The organism is Niabella terrae, assembly GCF_054783135.1.
Genome location: NZ_BAAGRD010000008.1, coordinates 530,565 through 553,022 on the forward strand (window position 1 = coordinate 530,565; position 22,458 = coordinate 553,022).

Below are 22,458 nucleotides of genomic sequence, written 5' to 3' on the forward strand. Positions count from 1 at the left end.
GGCACAAGATTGTTTTTTGTAAAATATAGTATATTTGCAACATCAGTATAAGATGTAAAAACCTCGTAAGGGACTTGCGAGTACACGTGTGGAGTGATAGTAAGACTTCTAACTCCTCGGAGCAGTAAGCAAATCGCTGTGAAGCACGAAGCACATTTGTCTTTAGCAAATGGGTAGTTCACTGTCAATTACTTAACAACGATTGATACCGTCAGTGTCCACCGGTGCGCGAAGCGCATCTGGAGAAAAAGTCCCACTGAACATGCTGCCATCTCCGGAACCGGTAACTGGGTAAGTCAGGTAAACCTCATTCTACAATTCAAGGAACAGCGCTGTCAGTGCGGTGCTGAAAAGCAGATCGGGTCAACGATGGATGACAGGGGGGCAATGACGACGGTTGACAGGTGAGCGGGGCTATTGAGGCAGCAGCCGCCCACGGTTAAGAAAGGAAAGCAGGAAGCCGGTCATAGGAACAGAACGAACAGTCGGGGGCAGGAATAGGGTCCAAACAATGAAACAACAGAACATTAAACAAATCAGACAGAACTAAACATCTATATTCTTAACTACCAATATTAATAATATAATATGCACCTAGATAAAGTACAGGATAAAATCATTGAGGAATTTGAGTTCATGGTGGATCAGGTAAAAAGTCAGTACCGTTATTTTCGTCACCTGGTTAATGTGGCCGCCCTGCTGCCCACACAGGCTGCTTTTAAACGGACAAATGAAAAGCTGATCCAGCTGACCCGGACCAAGGTCTGGCTGGATGCGGAGTTCATCGACGGCAAAGTGTATTTTACCGCTGACAGCGACAGCCATATCATGAAAAGCCTGCTACAGTTATACCTCAGGGTTTTTTCCGGCAGAACGCCTCATGAGATTGTCAACTCCAATCTTTATTTTACCGATGAGATTAATCTGGATCGTTTTCTTTCTGCCGACCGGCGGACAGAGCTTTCTTCGGTGTTGCAACGTATGCGATCAGTTGCAGCCGGATTCAAAGTCAAAAGCCTCAAAGCCGCCAGCTAAGCTGCTGCTGCTTGAGGCAGGAATCTCAGGATATTCAGACCGATTTAGATAACAAAGGCTAATTTTACAGTTTAAACTAAATTCAGGTCTATGCAGGAGAGTAAACGACAGAAGCAGGTAGCCGGTCTGCTCAATCAGGAGCTGAATCTGATATTTCAGAAATTGGGCTTAAACATGATAGATGGCGGGATGGTATCGATTTCGGCAGTCAAAGTGACCCCCGACCTGCTGGAAGCCCGGTTCTACCTCAGCTTTTTTCAGGTAAAAGACCAGGAGCTCGCCCTCAAAAAAATCGAGGACCGTCATCACGAGATTAAGAAGGAACTGGCCGGAGCGGTCAGACACCAGCTGCGCAATATACCTGTGCTGAAATTTTTCGCCGACGATACCCTGGATCATGTCTTCAAAATGGAGGAAATCTTCAAAAAGATCGAGGAAGAACGCAAGCAACAGTAACCCGAATCCATCAATCAAACCCGGAGCGTTTTGTATTTTCTGTTTGCCTGGCGGTATTTTAAAGCGAAAAAATCCACGAATGTCATCAATATTATTTCGTGGGTCTGTATCACGGCCATAGTCGTCGGTACCGCTGCACTGATCCTGGTGCTCAGTGTCTTCAATGGCTTTGAAGGACTGGTTAAATCCCTCTACGCCTCTTTTTATCCCGACCTGAAACTCAGTGCCGCCCAAGGCAAGTTCATGCGGTTGACAGCTGAACAACTAAAGCAGCTCCGCGGTATGGCAGGGATCCGCAATTTTTCGCTGGTCGTGGAAGAAAAAGCCCTGATTCAAAATGGAGGCAATCAGTCCCTGGTCCAGTTAATGGGCGTTGATGAAAACTTTTCCACCGTCAATACCATCAAACATCAGATATTCTCAGGCAAATTTGACCTGGGCGATGCACAGGCGCCCCGGTTGGTGCTGGGTGCAGGGATCGAAGCAGCCCTGGGAGTACGCAGTGGTGCCCAGACCGACCCCCTGCTGATCTATATGCCCCGCAAGACCGCCGGTGAACAATTAAATGGACTGGAAGATATCGGTAGTGATACAATACGGGCAGCCGGTTCCTTTCTGATACAGCAGGATTTTGATAATAAATACGCGATTACTCCGATCAGTTTTCTGAGAAAAGCCATGTCGCTTCCGGAGGATCAGTACAGTTCAGTGCAGATTGCTGTCAGTGATCCTGCGGCGGCGGATCGGGTGGCGGCTGTACTGCGACAGCAGTTTGGTAAGGAATATAAAGTACAAAACCGTTACCAGCAGAATGAAAGCCTCTACGCAGTCATGAACCTGGAGCGCTGGATGTTTTATGCTGTTCTCAGCCTGATCCTGGTCGTGGCGGCCTTTAATATGGTGGGTGCCCTGACCATGCTGGTGCTGGAAAAGCAAAAGGATATCAGTGTGCTCAATGCCCTGGGGGCGGACCAGCGTTTTGTACGGCGTATCTTTCTGAGTGAAGGCTTCCTGCTGGCCCTGATCGGCGGTGGCATCGGCATGCTGCTGGCCCTGGTACTGGCCCTGCTGCAACTACATTTCCATCTTATACCCCTGCAGGGCGGCTCCTTTCTGATCAATTATTTCCCGGTGTCGCTTCGTTTATCAGATTTTCTGTTGGTAGGCGGGACGGTGACCATCATTGCCTTTCTGGCTTCCTGGATACCGGCGATGAAGGCTTCCCGCCAGTCTTTTTCCCTGAGATCGGAGTAAATTCAGGGACATGAAAATGGCCCTGACCAATCGAAAGGATCAGCCAGGGCCTTTGTTATTATTATTCCCTTTTATCCAGATCCGGGGACCTGAATTACAGGGGCTTTGTCTCTTAATAATCACCCAGGGTTTCGGGGAGCTGGGCCAATGCGGCAGCCAGTTGCTCATCGCTGGGAGCGATACCATGCCATTTATGGTCGTTTTCCATAAAATCCACGCCTTTACCCATGATGGTATGCATCATAATAGCAATCGGCTGGCCCTTACCCGTGGCGGCTTTCGCTTTGTCCAGGGTGCTGAGGACTTCGTCCATATCATTACCATTCATGTCCATTACTTCCCATCCAAAAGCTTTGAACTTATCATGGATATTGCCCAGGTTCATAACCTGTTCTGTGGGTCCGTCGATTTGCTGACCATTCCAGTCAATGGTACTGATCAGATTGTCTACTTTATGATGGTCGGCAAACATCACCGCTTCCCAGATCTGCCCCTCATTCAGTTCTCCGTCACCATGGAGTGAGAATACCAGATGCTTGTCATTATTTAACTTTTTAGCCAGCGCTGCACCAATGGCGGCACTCAGACCCTGACCCAGGGAGCCACTGGCGATCCGGATACCCGGCAGGTGCTCATGGGTGGCGGGGTGACCCTGCAGCCGGCTGTTGATTTTACGGAAGCTGGCCAGTTCTTTTACGTCAAAATAGCCGGACCGGGCCAACACCGAGTAAAATACCGGAGAAATATGGCCGTTGGACAGGAAAAACAGGTCTTCTCCGATGCCGTCCATTTGGAATTCGGGGTTGTGTTCCAGCTCTTTAAAGTACAATGCGGTCAAAAAATCCGCACATCCGAGCGAGCCACCGGGGTGACCGCTCTGGGCCCCGTGGACCATTCTGAGAATATCTCTTCTAACCTGTGAAGCTATTTCGGGTAAACTTGCCATTTAGATAATTTTTTAAGTAGCTACAAAAGTGCAATTTATTTACCAATTTGCCGGAATTGAAACCGGGATAATTTAGAAAATAATGATTTTTACCCCGTTTTTTAAATTCTAATGCCTACTTTTGTGGCCGTAAACCTTATTGAATGCTTGAAGTAACATTAACAACTGTAATTTCATTTATAGTTGCTTTTCTGGCAATTCCTGTGGTTATTCTAATAGCTGAACGCAAGAAGCTGTTTGATTTACCCGACGAACGTAAGCTTCATACACACACCATAGCGTCACTGGGTGGCGTGGGAATCTTCCTGGGCTTTGTGTTTGCTTCTTTGCTGTTCATCAATTTTCAGCAATTTCCTGAATTCCAATATATTTTTGCGGCCGCCTTTCTGGTATTTTTTACCGGCCTGAAAGATGATATCATCGCCCTGTCGGCGTTTAAAAAGCTGGTGACCCAGATTATTGCCGCTGCGATCATCATTCATCTGGCAGATATCCGTATCGAAAGCATGTATGGCATCGCCGGGATCTATGAAATTTCGCCAATGTATGGCGTACCGCTCTCTTATATCACCATCATCCTGGTGATCAATGCCTATAATCTGATTGACGGTGTAGATGGACTGGCGGGCAGTCTGGGATTACTGGTCACGACACTTTCCGGTACCTATTTTTACCTTTCCGGCTATTCTGCATATTCAATATTTTCTTTTGCCCTGGCGGGCAGCCTGGCCGCCTTTCTGATATTTAATTATAATCCTGCCAAGATTTTCATGGGAGACTCGGGTTCGCTGATGATTGGCCTGGTGGCTTCGATCCTGGTATTGAAATTTATCAACCTGGCTTCCGGCCTGGCTTCGCCGCTGTATATTGAGTCTGCGGTGGCGATTGGCATCTCGCTGCTGATCATACCGCTGGTGGATACTTTAAGGGTTTTTACCATCCGGATTCTGAAAGGTCGTTCGCCTTTTACACCGGACCGCAACCATGTGCATCACCTCCTGCTGGACCGCGGCTTTAATCACTCTGCGGTGACCCTGATCTGTGTTACAGCCAATGTACTGGTAGTGGTTGCTTCCTATCTGGCCAGAGGCTTGGGCAATACCCTTTTGATTGCGGTACTTTTTGGAACCGCCTTCTCCATTATGGGTGTCCTCTACCTAACCCTGCCCAAACGCCGCAAAGTCATTCAGCGTCAGATTGTGGCATCGATTCAACAGCGAAACAACCATGTTTCCAAAGTTATCAACCTGAATACCAAGGAAACGGTCCAGGTAGCCGATAAGTCTAAAGGCTAATCCTTCCTTATTGTTTTTACTACGTCTTTTTCATTAGATTTGCTGCTCCTAAAATTTTTCAAATGGAAGATCAGATCAATAAGATTATCAATACCAGTGAAGAAAGTATGAAGCGGGCCATCAGTCACCTGGAGTCGGAACTGGCCAAGATCCGAGCCGGTAAAGCAACCCCACAGATCGTGGATGGTATCATGGTAGACTATTACGGAAGCCAGGTACCGGTGAACCAGGTGGGTAATATTACGGTTATGGATGCCCGGACCCTGAATATCCAGCCCTGGGAAAAGAACATGCTGCAGCCCATCGAAAAAGCCATCATCGCTGCCAATATCGGCATCAACCCCCAGAATGACGGTGTAAATATCCGCCTGTTTCTGCCACCTCTCACTGAAGAACGCCGGAAGGAACTGGTAAAGAAAAGCCAGGCTGAAGGTGAAAATTCCAAAGTAGGTGTTCGCGGTGGCCGCCGTGATGCGATCGAAGCAATTAAAAAACTGCAGAAAGACGGCCTGAGTGAGGATGCTGCAAAGGATGCGGAAGCCCGGGTCCAGCAATTAACCGATCAGTATATTGCGCTGGTAGAGAAATACCTCGCTGCCAAGGAAAAGGAAATAATGGCGATTTAAATCACAATCCGCTGTTTACCAGCAAAGAATATAAGGGGACGGATGTCCCTTTTTTATTGGCCGCTTCCGGACACTGTTGGGATGGGATGTCAAAAATTCAGGAGCCTGTACCATCCGAAAACCCGGACAAATTGAGTATATTTAAATTTCATGGCTTTATTTTTGTTACACATCTAAAAAACTATTCATATGGGAATGATTAAAGAATTCAAAGAATTTGCCTTTAAGGGTAATGTAATGGACCTGGCAGTCGGTGTGATCATCGGTGCGGCCTTCAGTGCCATCGTGAAGTCACTGGTGGACGATGTCATTACGCCCTTATTACTGAACCCGGCACTAAAAGCCGTGGGTGCCGAGAACATCGCTGAACTCACCTGGAATGGCGTCAAATATGGTAGTTTCCTTTCGGCTATCATCAGTTTTCTCTGTATTGCGCTCGTGCTTTTCTGGCTGATTAAGGGTGCCAATTCCCTGATGAAAAAAGCCGAAGAAGCTCCGGCCGGACCATCTTCCACCGATAAATTACTTGCAGAGATCCTGGAGGAACTGAAAAAGAAACCCTAAGGGCAATTCCTTTTCAGGGAGCAGACTGAATTCAATACATTTGTAAAGTCCTGGTAATGGTTCAGGGCTTTATTTTTATCAAATCAACGCAGTAAGTGACCAATATAAGTTATCAGATAAAACTGGCGCAGTTCGAAGGACCCTTTGACCTGCTGCTCTTTTTTATTGAGCGGGACGAGCTGGATATCTACAATATTCCTATCACGCGCATCACCAATGATTTCCTGGATTTTATCCACCAGCAGGAATCACTGAATATTGAGTTGTCCAGTGAGTTCATCCTGTTTATCTCCACACTGATGCGTATCAAGGCTAAAATGCTGATCCCCCGAAAGGAACTGGATGCGCAGGGCAATGAAATTGATCCGCGGGAAGAACTGGTCACCAAGCTGCTGGAATATAAAAGATTTAAGGAAGCTTCTGCCGAGATGGCGGAAATGGAAGCCCTGCGTATGCTGATGATCAAGCGGGGCAATATCCAGAAGGAGCTATCGATGGTAGGAGAGGAAGCCGGCGAGGGCACAGAAATCCAGGCGATCACCCTGTTCAAGCTGATGAAGGCCTTCGAAAAAGCCATGCAGCGTTACAGCGATAAGATCAACCAGCCCGTGCACACCGTCGTACAGTACAGCTACACCATGGAAACCAGCCGGATCTATGTAGTGGATGTGGCCAGTCGGGAAAAGCATCTGTCTTTTGAAAAATTATTTGAAGTCGCCGAAAGCCGGGTACACGCCATATTTATGTTTCTGTCCATTCTGGAGCTGGTGCAACAGGATTTTCTCAAAATCATGATTGGTGAAGGCAAGAATAATTTTATTCTGGAATATATTGAGCCGGAGGACCGGGATCAGGATATTGAAATTACGACCCCCTCATCTTTCGGGGATTAACAGCAGCCCCGGACATTCTGCCCGCAGCCCCGGGGCGGATTATGGATCGTTACCACAAACTGCCCGATGGCCGGATGCCAGGCAGTAAAAAACGGATTTGAATCACTTTAAAATATAAGTTATGAAACGTTATGCAAGTGCCCAATGGAAGGGTTCCGGAAAAGAAGGTACAGGTACCAATACCACCCAATCCGGCGTATTAAAAGATACCCCCTATTCCTTTAAGACCCGTTTTGAAGAAGGCAATCCCGGCACCAATCCTGAAGAACTGATTGCCGCAGCTCATGCCGGCTGTTTCAGTATGAAACTGAGTTTTGTGTTAAATGAACTGGGTTTTACGGCCGATCAGATTGATACCCGTTGCACGATTGATTTTCAGGATGGTGCCCTGGTGGAAAGTCATCTCGAAGTCAGTGCCAAAGTACCGGGAATTGAAGATGCGGCCTTTCAGCAGGCGGTAAAAAATGCCGAAGAGAATTGTCCGATCAGTAAAGTGCTTAATACAAAAATTACTTCAACTGCCAGTCTGGTGGCCTAAGAAAGACGCAGTTAAATGCATTAAAAAATCCCCGCCAAGCGGGGATTTTCTTTGCACAATATTTTTTAGTTCTTTAGATCTTGAAGCCCAGTGTCAGCAGGATCCGGGCATTGCTGCTTTTGATGGAAGCACCGCTGTAAGGTGCATCGATTGTCCGGTAAGGATAAATCATATCCTGGCCAAAACTGTGCACATAGCCGAGGTCAATGAAAAAACCACGGTTGCGGTAACCCAGTCCACCGGTAGCTTGTACCAGCTGCCCGTCATCGTTGCGGTAGGGATTGCCATAATAAGCACCACCCAGTCTTACCGAGATCGGATTGAATTTCAGTTCAGCACCCAGACGGGCATTAATAGCACCTTTATACTCATCATCGATGGTATTGTTCAGGTCCCGGAAATACCCGTTATTGCTACCGCCATCATCGGAACTGGTTTTAAAAGTGGAAGCCATATAGTTGACATATTCCAGGTCCCCGGACAGAAAACCTTTCTGGGAATTCACATCGTAGACATTACCGAATAGCAGCGAGAAGCTTCCCATGAGCTTATAAGGCGTCTGCAGGTTATAATCGTAGACCAGCTCATTGCTGGAAGCGCTGTGATCATTGGCACCTTCGTCCAGGTTGGCACCTGCGGTAGCAAAATAACTGTCACTCATAGAATAGAAAGTGGGCGAATGCGCAGCTATACCCAGCCGGAAATTATCAGTCAGCTTGAAGACGGCACCGGCCTTGACATTGATACCTACACCCTTGGTCACCAGGTCGTCATCGAACCAGGCGGCATCAAATCCATTATCATCCGTTGTAGGATCCTGTTCGGTATACATCCGGTGGGAACCAAACCGAAGCATCGGCAGACCAATGCTACCACCGATATAAACTTTTTCATTAATATTCGCGGCACCGGCAATTGCCAGTTCAGTAATACCACCACTGGTAGTAATTACCTGTTTTTGTTCCAGACCCTGGTCAATCGCCAGGTCAACTGCGGGGGATTCCAAAGGGACCGTTCCATCGGGATCCGGCGTGCCTTCGCGGATCCAGCCCGCATCATAAGCCAGTCCGGAACCATAATCATTATAGCTGCCAGAGTTGACCACATCTTCAATAAAATAATCGGCCATGGAACTATGGCTCAGCTGGCCGCCTTTATTGGTATAGGTAATCCGGTTGTTAAAGTCGGCGGTGCGGTTGATCGCAATACCAAAAGCGGAACTTTTCAGGGAGCCATTGCGATAAGAAGGTTTACCCAGCACAAATCCGGTCGTACCCAGAAAACCAGCAGACTCCTTATCGGAACTATTGGTACCCAGATAGTCGGCCTTATTGTTCATGAGATTGATCCCGCCGGAAATCACAAAATCACCGGTTTTGTAGAAGCCGATATTGGCGGGGTTGGAAAATATGGTGGAAATCTCACCGCCTATCGCCCCATTGGCATTACCGATGGCCTGAGATCTCGCCGTTCCCGAAGCCTGGAGCCAAGAATAACGGAGGGCATCCTCAGGGGTTTGGGCATTTAGCAGACTGTATGCCGTCACCAGGGTGGCGGCCAGTATAATTTTTTTCATCTGGAGGTTTTTACAATTTTTGAGGTGATGGAACTGATCATGGTATTTATGCTTTAGGATCCTCCACCGGGTAAAGCCATTTCATCTTTTTTTATTGATGACCGCTGTATTGCAGCCATTTATTCAGGTATCCGATCAATCTGATTGTTGAGCGGTACTAGGCCAGGACTTGTCCGCTATTCCGGTTCATTGCTGCCTCGGGTAGCTGGCGCCGGATCAGAATCTCCGGCCGCTGCCTCCCCCACCGCCACGGCTTCCACCACTACTACCGCTACTGCTGCCGGCGGAAGAACGGCTGCCGGAAGAATTGGAAGGCGTGGAATAATTACGCGATGGCTGAGAATAACTGTCATTATTGTTATACGAGCGGGTAGACCGATCGGAATAGCTCCGGTTATTACTATAGGAGCGCGAACTGGCTGAAGACCGGTAATTGGCCGAAGAAGTCCGGGAATTGGTACTCACGCTGGCGTTGGTTCTTACCCCGTAAGTATTTCTGAAATTGCCACGATTGGACGAAGCCGAAGCAGTACCGCTGCTGCGGGTGCCATTGCTGCTGGTCCGGCCATAGGCGGCCAGATTTGTCCTGCGGGGTCCGTAGTCCGCATTGCGGCCCACAATAATGCCGGGTCCGTAGCCGTACCAGCCACCCCAGCCCCAGCCGGAACCCCAGCCCCAACCGGAATACCAGGGATCGTACCAGCCACCCCATCCGCCATACCAGCTGCTGTACCAGGGATTATAGCCCCATCCGCCATACATGCCGGCGTAACCACCATACCAACCACTATACCAGGGATTATACCAGCGGTTCCAGTAACTGACCGGAGACCAGGGATTGTCCCAGTACCAGGGGTCATTCCAGTAAGCCCAGTTATTATAATAGCTGAAATTATACCGGTCACCATAATAATACCAGTCGTCAAGCTGGCTCCAGCGGCCCCGGTTACGCACTTTCATGCGCAGATAACGGTCGTCATAATCCTCGTAGTCTCCTTCATCCTCATAGTTCCGGTAACGGCGCTCGTCAGTCTTCTTAGTCTGTGCATACTCGTCTTCCGGAGGCGCCGGAGAGCTGTATACATCATCCGGGGTCTGCCCCGTGCGGTAGGCGGTAGAACAGCTGCCCAGGGCAAAGATGCAAGCGAGCAGCAGCAAAGAGCCTGTAGTTTTAATATTCATCTCGATGACTTTTAATATGTTTTAATGGCCCGGACTGCCACAGTAAGCTTTATGGAAGCAGTACGGCCTGTGTCAATTTTAGCGATTTTATACATTTTCTCTTTCCAGGACTAAACCGGAAGATACTGGCTTACAACGGATCAAAATAATTTTTTTTCATCTGCGTTCCCTATACTTTTGCAGCATTGGCGTATCCGGGTATGCCCCCTAAATGTTGTGACGCAAGTTACATAGAAAAGGATGCATTATAGGACGTTAATTCACAAGGATTTTCGTTAAAAAAAGTCCATAGGCCGGCCGGGGTCGGCAAAATCGGTTTAAACGGGCATTTTCGGGGCATTTTTCGACCGGGATCCGGAAGACTGGCGGGACACAGTTGTTAAATTTTTAAAATAGGGCGAAGCCCTAAAGCATATGAGCAAAGCAATCACATCGCGGCAAGAGGATTATTCCCAATGGTATAATGACCTGGTTTTGAAGGGTGGACTGGCAGATTATTCGGCGGTTCGTGGCTGTATGGTTATCAAGCCCTACGGATTTACACTTTGGGAGAATATGCGGGATGCCCTGGACAAAATGTTCAAGGATACCGGTCATGTGAATGCCTATTTTCCCCTGTTTATTCCCAAGAGCTTTCTGAGCCGGGAAGCCGACCATGTGGAAGGTTTTGCCAAGGAATGTGCTGTGGTGACCCATTATCGGCTCAAGAACGACCCCGATGGTAAGGGGGTGGTGGTTGATCCCGAGGCGAAACTCGAGGAAGAACTGATTGTGCGGCCCACCAGTGAAACCATTATCTGGAATACCTATAAGGACTGGATCCAGTCCTATCGGGACCTGCCTATCCTGGTCAACCAATGGGCCAATGTCGTTCGCTGGGAAATGCGCACCCGGTTGTTTCTGCGCACCGCGGAATTTCTCTGGCAGGAAGGTCATACGGCCCATGCGACCCGCCTGGAAGCTGAAGAGGAAGCCCGCAGGATGTTGGATGTCTATGCCACTTTCCTCGAAGAATTTATGGCGGTCCCGGTCATCAAAGGGGTCAAATCAGAAAGCGAAAGATTTGCAGGCGCGGTGGATACTTATTGTATTGAAGCCCTGATGCAGGACGGTAAAGCTTTGCAGGCCGGCACCTCTCATTTCCTGGGACAGAATTTTGCCCGGGCCTTTGACGTGCAATTCCTCAATAAGGACAACCAGCAGGAATATGTATGGGCCAGCAGCTGGGGGGTGAGTACCCGCCTGGTAGGCGCCCTGGTCATGGCCCATAGTGATGATGACGGCCTTATCCTGCCGCCTAAAATTGCGCCGCTGCAGGTGGTCATTGTTCCGATTTATAAGGGCGAGGAGCAGAAGGCCCTCATCGATGCCAAAGCCACCGATATCCTGGACAACCTGAAAAAGATGGGCATCCGTGCCAAATACGACGACAGTGATAACAGCCGCCCCGGCTGGAAATTTGCCGAGTACGAACTCAAAGGGGTGCCGGTTCGGGTGACCCTGGGAGCCCGTGACCTGGCCAATAACCAGATTGAAATTGCCCGCCGGGATACAAAGACCAAAGAAACCATCCATGCAGATGGCGTTTCTCAATATATTGACGGCCTCCTGCTGGAAATCCAGCACCAGATGTACCAGAAAGCACTGGCCTATCGCAACAGCCATATTACCAAGGCCGACAGCTGGGAAGAATTTAACGAACTACTGGACCAGAAAGGCGGATTTGTACTGGCCCATTGGGATGGCACGGCAGAAACTGAGGCGGCGATCAAAGAGAAAACCAAGGCGACCATCCGTTGCATCCCTTTGGATGAGCTGGGACAGGAAGAAGGAGTGGACCTGCTGAGCGGCAAAGCTTCCAAAAGGAGGGTACTTTTTGCCAGAGCCTATTAAAGTTGATGAGGTATTTTAGGAGCGCCAGGCGACTTCTATGAGGTCGGCGGTCTAGCCTTTATTTGCCAGTTGACCGCAGGCGGCATCAATGTCTTTACCCCGGCTGCGTCGCAGACGGGCATTTACCCTGTTTTTTTCCAGGTAATTCATAAAAGCATTCACTTTGGCGACAGAGGGCTTGGTGAAACTGGCAAACTCAATGGGATTGTACTCGATCAGGTTCACCAGATCCGCCGGTATCTGGCGGAAAACCTTTACCAGTTCTTCGGCATCTTCCAGGCTGTCGTTAAAATTATTAAAGAGAATATACTCCAGGGTAATTTCGTTCTTGGTCTGCTGGTAGAAATAGTTCAGCGCGTCGATCAGGGATTTGATATTATTGGTATCATTGATGGGCATGATTTCATGCCTTTTTCTGTCGTTGGCAGCATGCAGGGACAGGGCCAGCTTGAAGCGTACTTTATCATCGCCCAACTGGCGGATCATCTTGGCCACCCCCGCAGTGGAGACGGTAATCCGCCGGGGACTCATTGCCAGGGCTTCCGGATCCGTAATCCTTTCAATGGCTTTCAGGACATTCTTATAGTTCAGCAGGGGCTCCCCCATGCCCATAAATACGATATTGGTGAGCTTGCGGCCATGGGTTTCCAGTGATTGGCGGTTCAGCAGCGCCACTTCATCAAATATCTCGTCAAAATGCAGGTTGCGCTTGCGTTCCAGGTAGCCGGTCGCACAGAACTTACAACTCAGACTACAGCCGATCTGGGAGCTGACGCAGGCGGTCTTTCTTTCATCGGTGGGTATCAGTACCCCTTCTGTCAGGTGCCCTTCTATCGTTTTAAACCGGGACTTAATGGTGCCATCCTCGGAATGCTGGGCCATATCCAGCTGCAGGGCCGGCAGGCTGAAATCGGTTTTCAAACGTTCCCGCAGGGCCTTGCTCAGGTTGGTCATATCATCAAAATCCTGCACGGGTTGTTGCCAGATCCATTCATAAACCTGTTTGGCCCGGAATTTCTTTTCTCCGATGGATAAAAAATACGCTTCCAGTTCTGCAGCACTCAAATGTCTGATATTTTGCCCCTTGCCCATGCGGCAAAGATACTGGCTATTCAGATAGCAAAGACAAGAGGAAACCAGACTGTTTTGGATGAACCGGGCCAAAGGAGAATTACAGCAGGATAAGTATCTTTAACACGGCAATGAAGAAAGCAAATATTACCATAGAATACTGCCCCAAATGCGGCTGGTTGCTGCGGGCAGCCTGGATGGCCCAGGAACTCCTGACCAGTTTCACCGAGGAGATTGAAACCCTGAAGCTGAAGCCCGCTACAGTGGCAGGCGTTTTTAGGATTTATGTTGGGGAAACCCTTCTTTTCGACCGGAAAACGGATGGCGGTTTTCCGGAAATCAAAAACTTAAAACAGCAGGTCCGGGACCGGATTGCACCCGATAAAGACCTGGGGCACAGTGACCGGAAAGCCTAACTGAAAGGGGCATTAGCAACTGCTATAATTAATTTTCCTTACCGACGCTGCTGGCGCCGCTGGACTGTATATTCGTGGTGGGATTGCCCTTGTACTTGATCGTACTTGCACCCGAAGCTTCGGCCTGCAGATTGACGCTGGAAAAGATCCGGATGGTACTGGCGCCAGAAGCATCAGCTTCCGCATTTTCTGTTTTCAGATTAAAGGCATTGATGGTAGAAGCACCCTGCGCATCGGCTTTGATATCGCGGCTCTCGCCTTCGATGGTACATGTACTGGCGCCCGTGGCTTCCATTTCCACCCTGGGTGCCCGTACGGCCAGCTCACCCTCTGAAGCCCCGTGCAGTTCAAATTCTATTTTCTGGTCCTGGGTATATTTTCCGGTCGTTTTCAGACTGGAGGCTCCGGATGCACTGATCTTATTCAGATAGGGGGCGGTGATATACAAATCGATGCCGGAAGAAGGTTGCAGGTTGACCCCTTTTTTTGTTTTAACATAGAGCTCATCACCGTCCCGCACGGCGACTTCGAGGTAGTTGACCAGGTTCTCATCCGTTTCCAGCTTTACTTCATACCCCGGGCCCTGTTGCAGGATGACATTCACGGCGCCCGAAATATCCACATCCGCGAACTGTTTGAAATCATAGTTTTGGGTTACCTGTTTGCCATTGCCGTTAATCCGTTCCCGGTCCACATATTCACAGGCGGAAAAAACGATCAGCATTGACAGGATCATGACCAGTCCGACTTTTTTCATCATCATTATTTTTGCTTGTTAGAAATAAGTCCTGCTGCTCTTGAAGTGCAGCCTGACCAAATTAAGTGATTTCCTTTATAAATAGCCTTTTAGCGGCATCGTTTTTTAAGTCCCTGCCCGAGAAATTTGCCTGGAAAATCCGGGGTCTGAAATCTTAAATTTAATATTACCTTCGCCGCATTATGACCGAAAGAATACTTATTCTCGATTTTGGATCCCAGTATACACAGCTGATCGCCCGGGCGGTAAGGGAAGCCAATGTTTACTGTGAAATCGTCCCTTACTCCAAACCTTTTGAAATCGATGGCAATTTAAAAGGAATTATTCTTTCGGGATCACCCTTTTCGGTAAACGACCCGAATGCCCCCGTTATTGGCATTAAGGGCATTGTCAACAGCCTGCCGGTGCTGGGAATCTGTTATGGCGCCCAGTTAACGGCTAAAACCTATGGCGGCCGGGTCGAAAAAAGCAGTAAAAGGGAATACGGCCGGGCCTCCATGCAGGTAAAGAACAAAAAAGATACCCTGCTGGAAGGCGTCAGCCCCCAGAGCCAGGTCTGGATGAGTCATGGAGACAGCATCCTGGATCTACCCACCGGATTTGAAGTATTGGCTACCACAGAGAGCATTCCCGTGGCGGCGTTTAAATATGAAGCGGAACATCCCCTGTACGGACTGCAGTTCCACCCGGAAGTCTATCATAGTACCGAAGGCAAACAAATTCTGCGGAATTTTCTGGTACATGTCTGTGGTTGCGCCCAGGACTGGACGCCGGCCCATTTTATCACTGATACCGTCGCTGCCCTGAAAGAGCAGATCGGTGACCGGCAGGTCATCATGGCCCTCAGCGGGGGTGTGGACAGTACGGTGGCGGCCACCCTGATCCATAGAGCCGTGGGCGACCGCCTGCACGGCATTTTTGTGGACAACGGAGTATTGCGTAAAAACGAGTTTTCCGAAGTACTAGATATCTATAATCAGCTGGGACTCAATGTTAAGGGAGTGGATGCCAGTTCCCATTTTTACCGCGAACTCAGCGGTCATCCGGAACCGGAGGAAAAAAGGAAGATTATCGGCCGCCTGTTTATCGAAACCTTTCAACAGGAAGCCGCCCAGCTTAAGAACATCGAGCTGCTGGGTCAGGGAACCATTTATCCCGATGTCATTGAAAGCGTATCGGTTCACGGACCTTCTGTTACCATTAAATCCCACCATAATGTAGGCGGTCTGCCGGCCAGTATGAAAATGGACCTGGTAGAACCCCTGCGGTTCCTGTTTAAAGACGAAGTGCGGAAAGTAGGCCGGGAGCTCGGCATTCCCGATCATCTGATTGACCGCCATCCCTTTCCGGGGCCGGGTCTTGCCATCCGTATCCTGGGTGAAGTAACTGAAGAAAAGGTACATATGTTACAGGAAGCCGATCATATTTATATGAACGCGCTGAAAGAGACGGGACTCTATGCAACTGTTTGGCAGGCCGGAACGATCTTACTTCCGGTAAAAAGCGTTGGAGTCATGGGCGATGAGCGTACGTATGAGTTTACTATTGCCTTGCGGGCGGTTACCAGTGTGGATGGCATGACCGCTGACTGGGCACATCTGCCCTATGATTTTCTGGCAGATGTCAGTAACGAAATCATCAATAATGTACGCGGGATCAATCGCGTTGTTTACGATATCAGCAGTAAACCTCCGGCAACCATCGAGTGGGAATAGATGCACCGATCGATCCGGTCGGACAGTTAGCGCCGTCCTGGTGAAATCAGGAATGATATTTGCGTCTCGACTCGGGTCAAGTACAAAAACACACGGGTATGAAGTTATTTTTCCTATTGTTCACCTCTTTTATTTCTTGTATATCGATAGCGCAGTTGCCCGCCGGCAACCGGCATAAAATGGCGGTATTTACCCCTTTGTACCTGGATCAGGCTTTTGATGCCGGTAGTGGTAACTACCTTTATTCCGGCAAAAACTTTCCCCGGCAATCCATTAGTGGTCTGGAATTTTATCACGGTGTGTCTGTGGCCACCGATTCACTCAACAGTCTGAACCTCCCGCTGGACATTTATATCTATGATTCCAAATCGGCCCGGGAATCCCTGGAGCAACAGTTCAGTAAATGTGCTGCCGACGGGGTGGAACTGGTGATCGCTAACTGTTCAGCCGCGGAACTGGCGAAACTGGCCCGGCTGGGAGCTGACAAAAAAATTATGGTCATCAATGCCAATGTTCCCAATGACGGCAACGCCAAGAACAACCCTTATTTTGTGGTATTGAACAGCACCCTCCAGACCCAGGTAGAAGGGCTCTATGATCACCTCGTAAAATATTATACCGGCAAGCCCATTAACCTGATTACCCGAAACCAGTCATCGGAAAAGTACATCCGGTCCATGTTTGAGACCCTGAATAAGTACCATAAAAATGCCCTCCACCTGAATATTAAAGAAGTCAATGATGATGTGGCCCTGAATGCGCTGGGCTATGCGCCGCCGGTAACGGTAGCCAATCAGCCCCTCCCGACAGCGGTCTATATTGTAGGTTCCCTGGATACCGAATTTGGCGATAAGGTGCTGACCCGGCTGGCTTCGGTGAATAAAGATTATTCAAAACTGACGATTATCGGGATGCCTACCTGGGAAAATATCAATCTGTCCAAAACAGCCTATAAAGGCCCGGAAATTGTTTACAGTACGCCTTTTTACAATGCCCGCAGCGATGCAGCCAGCCGGCAGATACAAACTTATTACAGTAAGAAAATGTATGCCCGGCCTTCTGACCTGGTATTCCGGGGCTATGCTTTTACCTACCGTTTTGGCCGGCTGCTCAGTCGTTATGGGAAAGACCTGGTCAGGCACCTGGATTCCAAAGAATACCGGACATTATTTGATTTTGATATCAAACCGGCCTATAGCGAGAACAAGCTGGCCTATTACGAGAACAAAAAGCTCTATTTTGTAAAATACCAGAACGGCGCCGTCACCAGTGTGAAATAAGGCTGGCCGTCTGAGAAAATCAGGAATTTGATTTCAGGTCATCCAACATGGCCTGCTGGGAACTGATGATCCGCTGTTGGGTCTGCTGTTGTTGCCGGTTTTTTTCGAGTTGCTGCTCCAGTTCCTTTGCTGCTTTCTGCAATTCCAGGAGTTTGGTTTCCTCATCCACCAGGATGGTCTCCTGTTTTTTGATTTCGATGATTTTATGGCTTTTTTTCACCCAGGGTGCCAGCTCCTCCAAAAAGGCTTTGCCGTTTTTCGCGAGGTCGGCCGGATTACTGACGGGCCCACTGGCCTGCATGACCATATAAAGGGTGGTTTTTTCCGCGCTGCGGTTCCCGGCGGATTCGAGCTTGAAAGAATAATCCAGTGCATTTTGGCTGATATCATCAATAACGGCATTGGTATACACATCGAAGCCGCGGCTGCGGTTGCCTTTTAGCCTTTTATCGGTGAGTTTAGCATTTAAAGCGCTTTCCACCACTTCCGGGGGATAATTATAGACCATGACAATGGCGGGTTCGTCGGTCTTGCCGTACCGGACTTTACCCTCAAATGCCTGTGCCGATGCGAATAAGGAAAGTGTAATGCCTGTTGATAGTAGCGCCAGTTTTTGTAACATAATTTCCGTTTTGAGGTTCCAATAATTAGGGGCAAAGGTATATTAACCACCTGTAAAATGCAGCTTCTTATTTTTTTGTTGTTATTTTGTGAGGCGGACCAGAAACGTGATTTTAACCCTTTTTTCCGAAATCCGGGGGCCCCAATAAATCACCAGGAGAGGAACTATTGTACATTTGTAAGAATTTAAGATCCATTGAGCGGCATTAAGAAACTGGCAGGACAAACGATTTGGTATGGCGTAAGCTCTATTGCAGCAAGGTTTATTAACTACCTGCTTACGCCCTATCTTACCTTTAAGTTTTCAGCGGAACAATACGGGGAAATGAGCATCCTATATGCATTTATCCCCTTCATGAATGTATTGTTTACCTATGGCATGGAAACTGCTTTTTTCCGGTTTTCCCAAAGCACAGACCGTGGACGGGTTTACAATACCACGAGCATCTCACTGCTGTTTTCCACTATTGTGCTGGGTCTGTTGATGATCGGCTTTAATAAGCCGCTTTCAGAATTGCTGGGCTTTGTCAACCGGCCGGAATACATTATGCTGGCAGCCGCTATCATCTCCCTGGATGCTTTTACCACCATTCCTTTTGCGAAACTGCGCCAGGATAGCAAACCCCGGAAATTCGCCCTGGTTAAGCTGGTAGGGGTACTGGTCAATATCGGATCGGTCTACTTTTTTCTGAGTATCTGTCCCGATATCAGCAAAAATCAGCCGGGCCATCCTTTGAGCATGATTTACAAAGAGGATTGGGCCGTCGGTTATGTCTTGTTGGCCAACCTGATCCAGAACGTCGTGGTGTTGCTGTTACTTTCCCGTGAATTTCTGGGCTTTAAATTCCATTTCGATAAAAAACTCTGGCGGGAGCTTCTCCTCTACAGTATGCCAATGCTGATTGTGGGCTTTGGCGGGATGGTCAATGAGACCATGGACCGGCTCATGCTTAAATGGTGGCTGCCCACAAACAGCGAAGGTTTTGCCGAAGCCCAGGTGGGGATTTATTCCGCCTGTTACAAACTCTCGATACTGATCACACTTTCGGTACAGGCTTTCCGGATGGGGGCCGAACCTTTTTTCTTTAATCAGTCCACTTCAGAAAACGCACCACGGATTTATGCAAGAGTGATGAAGTTTTTTGTGATCACGATCTGTCTGATGTTTTTGTTTGTGATGCTTTATATTGATTTCTGGAAGTATTTTATCCAGAATCCCGAACTATGGGTAGGGCTCAAAGTCGTGCCGATCCTCTTACTGGCCAATATGTTTCTGGGCATTTATTACAATATCAGCATCTGGTACAAACTGGGTAATAAAACGATCGCGGGTGCCTATATCACGCTGATCGGTGCTGTGATCACGATTGTGGTGAATTACCTGTTTATTCCAACCTACGGTTATATGGCCTGTGCCTGGGCTACCTTTTCCTGCTATGGTTTCATGATGGTAATCTCCTATGTCTGGGGACAGAAGAATTACCGGATACCTTATGCCTGGAAAAAGCTTTGTGCTTTTATACTAATTGCTGTCGGTGTGTACTGGCTGCATGCCTGGATCCGGGAAATACTACCTGCGGACTGGATCAATTATACCACCGGTACCCTGCTTTTATTGCTTTACCTGCTTTTTATCATGAAGGTCGAAGCCCGCGAACTACGCAGCCTGCCGGTAGTCGGCAAATATTTTGGTGGACAGCGGTCAGCCGAAACAGCGCCCTCAGCGCCGGATGACAGGGGCGAGAGTCTCGAATAAATCAGAGATTGAACCGAACGCTGCCAAAAATGCCAAAACGCTTATTTCCATCAGGGATATCCTGCGGTAATACCCGCCAGATAAAATCCACCCTTAATACCCGAAGGATATTATCGATACCGGTACCCAGTTCCAGATAAGTCTTGCCGTCCAGTGAATGGAAATGATAGCCGTCGGTATTGTTCAAGGCCTTGTTGGCGTCGGAAAGCGAACCCCAGAGTGCTTTGACCGTATAGAACTGTCTGAATTTCAGCCGCGGCACCAGCTTGAATATCCCATTGCCGATATTGTGTTCATAGGTAAGCCCTGCAAACCGGTCGTGCAGGTACTGGTAGCGGATCATGGTATTGAATGCGTATTTGTTATAGTAGTAAAACTCATTACCCGGTGCCACATCCAGGAAGGTATATGGCACGGTACCAAAGGTGCTGCCGGCATAGACCTGGTAATTGATCACGCCGAAAGGCGGGGTCTTGACAAAGTCCGATACCGAAAACAGCAGCTTGCTGTACTGATACCTGCTGCGCAGGATGCCCGGGACGGCATGGGTGAAGACGGCTTCGGCGATGGGATAGGGGCTGCCCAGACTGGTACGGTAAAAAGCCGATTCAATGAATTTTTCCTGAAAAGCAAACCGGAAACGCAGGGTGAATTCCGTTGAAATCAGCCGCTTCAGTCCCGGGCTGAAGCCTTCGGCCGATGGCAGGTTTTTGAGCGGCGTATAGGCTTTATTGGCTGCTGTGGCCCGTATGGAAAATCCATTCAGGAACTCATTGAAGAATTCAAAACTGCCTTCTTCCAGGTTAATAAATTTGAGCGGGATATTCGGCTTGCGGACCGCAAAAGAAAAGATATTATCCGCGGAAATCTCCCCGTAGTATTTCTGTCCGAAATCCAGGTCATTCTTGTAACCCAGGTACCAGTAGCGCCTCGGATTTTTCTGTGGCAGATAGAAGAGTTCGCCCAGTCCCTTGAGTTTCCTGTCGGAAAAACCATAGGCCAGGTAACTGTGGTAGCGGAATTTGGTATTAAAATGTTTATTGCTGGCAACATCAAAACGCATCCTGAATCCTTCCCAGCTGTTTCCGCTGAACCAATTATATGCAGAGCCCAGCTGAACATTGCCAACATCAAAATAGCCGGTAGCCAGAAAAGCCACCTGCCGGGTAATCTTTTTATAAGTAGGGGCATTGATCAGGGTATCGATCATCCGGGCAATACCTTTTTCGGTTTGAGACAGTTCTTCATGACGGGCACTGTCCCAGTAATCACTGGTCTTGGAAGCTGCACCGGGCAGGGTGATGATTTCTTCCTGGGTTTTGTTTTCCTGAAGCTTGCGGGTCACAGTACTGTCGTTAACGATAATATTACGATAGGTGCTGGTCTTACGGCCGATCAGCCCAGGTGTTTTGTCACCGACGGGTGCGATGTCTACCACCAGCTTCTCCCGGCTCACGAACCAGTTGCTGTCTGCCAGCCGCCGGAATTCCTGGATATAGCTGTAGCGCTCCATAAAGTTCACATCAGCGGTCTTATCCAGGCTCAGGCTCATTTTCTGCAGTGCAAAACTTTCAGCATGGACCCAGCAGTCACCATTAAAAGTGTTCATACCCTTGCGCCGTGGCGTAAACAGCAGGTGAAAATAGCGTTCGCCTGCCACATACTGGGTATCGGGGATGGTGTATTTATAATAGAAATCACCGTTGTCGCTGACCGGACTTACAAATTCCTTATTGAAAACTGTGATAAAATTATTGTAGACATTAATTACCTGGTCCATACCACCCAGGAATTTGACCATACTCTCATTCTTGATTCCGTTGGTATTGGCGGCGATGATTTCTTCCCGGCGTCGCAGCGGTTTTTTCTGGAAGTAATAATGGGTAATCGCTTCGGTCAGGTAGGCCGGCAGGATTTTGATGCCTTCCGAACTGTCGATATGTTCATTGATCAGGTCATTGATCGGTCGTAAAGGCTTCAGACGGGCAATGCGTTGCAGGCTCTTGAAATTCTTAATATCCAGCTCCAGCTTGTTGTAGAGTTCGTAGGAAAAATTATCGAACTTGTACCGGTTGTTTTCCGGTTTGTGGGCGACAATTTTTTTCCATAGCCATAAGCCCTTGTCGATCCTGGATCGGACAACCACTACATCATCCAGCGGTCCCCGTTCCAGTGGAATGGTAATGGCAAAACTGTCGCGCTCATTATTCAGGGTAAGAAAAAAAGGCTGATAACCTACATTGGTAACGATCAAAGTATCTGAAGGCCAATCAGGCGCCGAAAAATGAAACCGACCCGCAGAATCGGCAATGACGCCCGTTCCTGTCCGCTGAAAACTCAGGGAGGCAAAGGGTACAGGCTCCTCGCTATGGGCATCCACTACCTGTCCGGTCAGTGTTTTCTGAGCCAGCACTGCCGTACAGCAGATCAGCAACCCCACCAGTAGGAGCAGGACAGGTTTACGGTTCATCTCGGCAAATCTACGGGTTGCCGGGATTTAATTTTCTTTCCGCCAAAAAACAGGGGCGATCAACGATCAAAAGGAAGCCTCCCTTGGTATGGAGACTGTACCTTTGTGGTTGAA

The 22,458-nt window shown here is 48.6% G+C and carries 20 protein-coding genes; 13 read left to right on the forward strand and 7 right to left on the reverse strand.

Translation table 11 applies throughout. The features are described 5' to 3' along the window. Positions 1–588 precede the first annotated feature (588 nt). From ACYVI9_RS10485 to ACYVI9_RS10495, 3 genes are all read left to right on the forward strand, one after another. Positions 589–1,035: a SufE family protein gene (locus tag ACYVI9_RS10485; RefSeq protein WP_460764306.1), complete on the forward strand. Its 447-nt coding sequence runs from the start codon at positions 589–591 to the stop codon at positions 1,033–1,035. A 90-nt stretch (positions 1,036–1,125) separates the two neighbouring features. Then, positions 1,126–1,491 (forward strand): 30S ribosome-binding factor RbfA, encoded by a 366-nt coding sequence (gene rbfA, locus ACYVI9_RS10490; RefSeq protein ID WP_460764308.1) that lies wholly within the window; start codon positions 1,126–1,128, stop codon positions 1,489–1,491. Between the two features lie 30 nt (positions 1,492–1,521). Continuing rightward, positions 1,522–2,745, forward strand: coding sequence for an FtsX-like permease family protein (locus tag ACYVI9_RS10495; RefSeq protein WP_460764310.1), 1,224 nt, complete (start codon positions 1,522–1,524; stop codon positions 2,743–2,745). 112 nt (positions 2,746–2,857) lie between these two features. Here ACYVI9_RS10495 and ACYVI9_RS10500 read toward each other — a convergent pair whose 3' ends face one another. Beyond that, positions 2,858–3,691, reverse strand: coding sequence for a transketolase (locus ACYVI9_RS10500; RefSeq protein ID WP_460764312.1), 834 nt, complete (start codon positions 3,689–3,691; stop codon positions 2,858–2,860). A 143-nt stretch (positions 3,692–3,834) separates the two neighbouring features. On the opposite strand from ACYVI9_RS10500, the gene ACYVI9_RS10505 reads away from it, so the two are divergent. The 5 genes from ACYVI9_RS10505 (at position 3,835) to ACYVI9_RS10525 (ending at position 7,607) form a co-directional block, all read left to right on the forward strand. After that, positions 3,835–4,986 carry a glycosyltransferase family 4 protein gene (locus ACYVI9_RS10505; RefSeq protein ID WP_460764314.1) on the forward strand — a complete coding sequence of 384 codons (1,152 nt, stop codon included), beginning with the start codon at positions 3,835–3,837 and terminating at the stop codon, positions 4,984–4,986. Positions 4,987–5,048: 62 nt separating this feature from the next. Then, complete coding sequence (gene frr, locus ACYVI9_RS10510; RefSeq protein ID WP_460764316.1) at positions 5,049–5,612, forward strand: ribosome recycling factor; 564 nt, start codon at positions 5,049–5,051, stop codon at positions 5,610–5,612. A 189-nt stretch (positions 5,613–5,801) separates the two neighbouring features. Further along, the gene (gene mscL, locus ACYVI9_RS10515) at positions 5,802–6,176 is read left to right on the forward strand and encodes a large conductance mechanosensitive channel protein MscL (protein ID WP_460764318.1); all 375 of its coding nucleotides are present in this window, start codon (positions 5,802–5,804) and stop codon (positions 6,174–6,176) included. 95 nt (positions 6,177–6,271) lie between these two features. Beyond that, positions 6,272–7,069 (forward strand): segregation and condensation protein A, encoded by a 798-nt coding sequence (locus ACYVI9_RS10520; protein WP_460764320.1) that lies wholly within the window; start codon positions 6,272–6,274, stop codon positions 7,067–7,069. A 121-nt stretch (positions 7,070–7,190) separates the two neighbouring features. Further along, positions 7,191–7,607: an OsmC family protein gene (locus ACYVI9_RS10525; protein WP_460764322.1), complete on the forward strand. Its 417-nt coding sequence runs from the start codon at positions 7,191–7,193 to the stop codon at positions 7,605–7,607. Between the two features lie 73 nt (positions 7,608–7,680). On the opposite strand, the gene ACYVI9_RS10530 is transcribed toward ACYVI9_RS10525, so the two are convergent. Then, a complete protein-coding gene (locus ACYVI9_RS10530) occupies positions 7,681–9,183 on the reverse strand; it encodes an OmpP1/FadL family transporter (protein WP_460764324.1) in 1,503 nt (500 codons plus the stop codon). A 216-nt stretch (positions 9,184–9,399) separates the two neighbouring features. Then, the gene (locus tag ACYVI9_RS10535) at positions 9,400–10,365 is read right to left on the reverse strand and encodes a hypothetical protein (protein ID WP_460764326.1); all 966 of its coding nucleotides are present in this window, start codon (positions 10,363–10,365) and stop codon (positions 9,400–9,402) included. A 414-nt stretch (positions 10,366–10,779) separates the two neighbouring features. Here ACYVI9_RS10535 and proS point away from each other — a divergent pair, with 414 nt between their 5' ends. Further along, entirely contained in the window at positions 10,780–12,258 is a 1,479-nt protein-coding gene (gene proS / locus ACYVI9_RS10540) for a proline--tRNA ligase (RefSeq protein WP_460764328.1), read from the forward strand. Positions 12,259–12,309: 51 nt separating this feature from the next. Here proS and rlmN read toward each other — a convergent pair whose 3' ends face one another. Continuing rightward, the gene (gene rlmN, locus ACYVI9_RS10545; RefSeq protein WP_460764330.1) at positions 12,310–13,350 is read right to left on the reverse strand and encodes a dual-specificity RNA methyltransferase RlmN; all 1,041 of its coding nucleotides are present in this window, start codon (positions 13,348–13,350) and stop codon (positions 12,310–12,312) included. Positions 13,351–13,460: 110 nt separating this feature from the next. On the opposite strand from rlmN, the gene ACYVI9_RS10550 reads away from it, so the two are divergent. Continuing rightward, positions 13,461–13,745: an Rdx family protein gene (locus ACYVI9_RS10550; protein ID WP_460764332.1), complete on the forward strand. Its 285-nt coding sequence runs from the start codon at positions 13,461–13,463 to the stop codon at positions 13,743–13,745. A gap of 28 nt (positions 13,746–13,773) precedes the next feature. Here the strand turns inward: ACYVI9_RS10550 and ACYVI9_RS10555 are convergent, their stop codons facing one another. Then, positions 13,774–14,502 (reverse strand): head GIN domain-containing protein, encoded by a 729-nt coding sequence (locus ACYVI9_RS10555; protein ID WP_460764334.1) that lies wholly within the window; start codon positions 14,500–14,502, stop codon positions 13,774–13,776. A gap of 182 nt (positions 14,503–14,684) precedes the next feature. Here ACYVI9_RS10555 and guaA point away from each other — a divergent pair, with 182 nt between their 5' ends. Continuing rightward, complete coding sequence (guaA, locus tag ACYVI9_RS10560) at positions 14,685–16,217, forward strand: glutamine-hydrolyzing GMP synthase (RefSeq protein WP_460764336.1); 1,533 nt, start codon at positions 14,685–14,687, stop codon at positions 16,215–16,217. A gap of 98 nt (positions 16,218–16,315) precedes the next feature. Beyond that, complete coding sequence (locus ACYVI9_RS10565) at positions 16,316–17,497, forward strand: ABC transporter substrate-binding protein (protein ID WP_460764338.1); 1,182 nt, start codon at positions 16,316–16,318, stop codon at positions 17,495–17,497. Between the two features lie 19 nt (positions 17,498–17,516). On the opposite strand, the gene ACYVI9_RS10570 is transcribed toward ACYVI9_RS10565, so the two are convergent. Next, positions 17,517–18,119: a hypothetical protein gene (locus ACYVI9_RS10570; protein ID WP_460764340.1), complete on the reverse strand. Its 603-nt coding sequence runs from the start codon at positions 18,117–18,119 to the stop codon at positions 17,517–17,519. A gap of 195 nt (positions 18,120–18,314) precedes the next feature. Between ACYVI9_RS10570 and ACYVI9_RS10575 the strand changes: the two genes are divergently transcribed. Further along, the gene (locus ACYVI9_RS10575) at positions 18,315–19,874 is read left to right on the forward strand and encodes a lipopolysaccharide biosynthesis protein (protein WP_460764342.1); all 1,560 of its coding nucleotides are present in this window, start codon (positions 18,315–18,317) and stop codon (positions 19,872–19,874) included. Position 19,875: 1 nt separating this feature from the next. On the opposite strand, the gene ACYVI9_RS10580 is transcribed toward ACYVI9_RS10575, so the two are convergent. Beyond that, the gene (locus ACYVI9_RS10580; protein WP_460764344.1) at positions 19,876–22,344 is read right to left on the reverse strand and encodes a DUF5686 family protein; all 2,469 of its coding nucleotides are present in this window, start codon (positions 22,342–22,344) and stop codon (positions 19,876–19,878) included. Positions 22,345–22,458 lie beyond the last annotated feature (114 nt).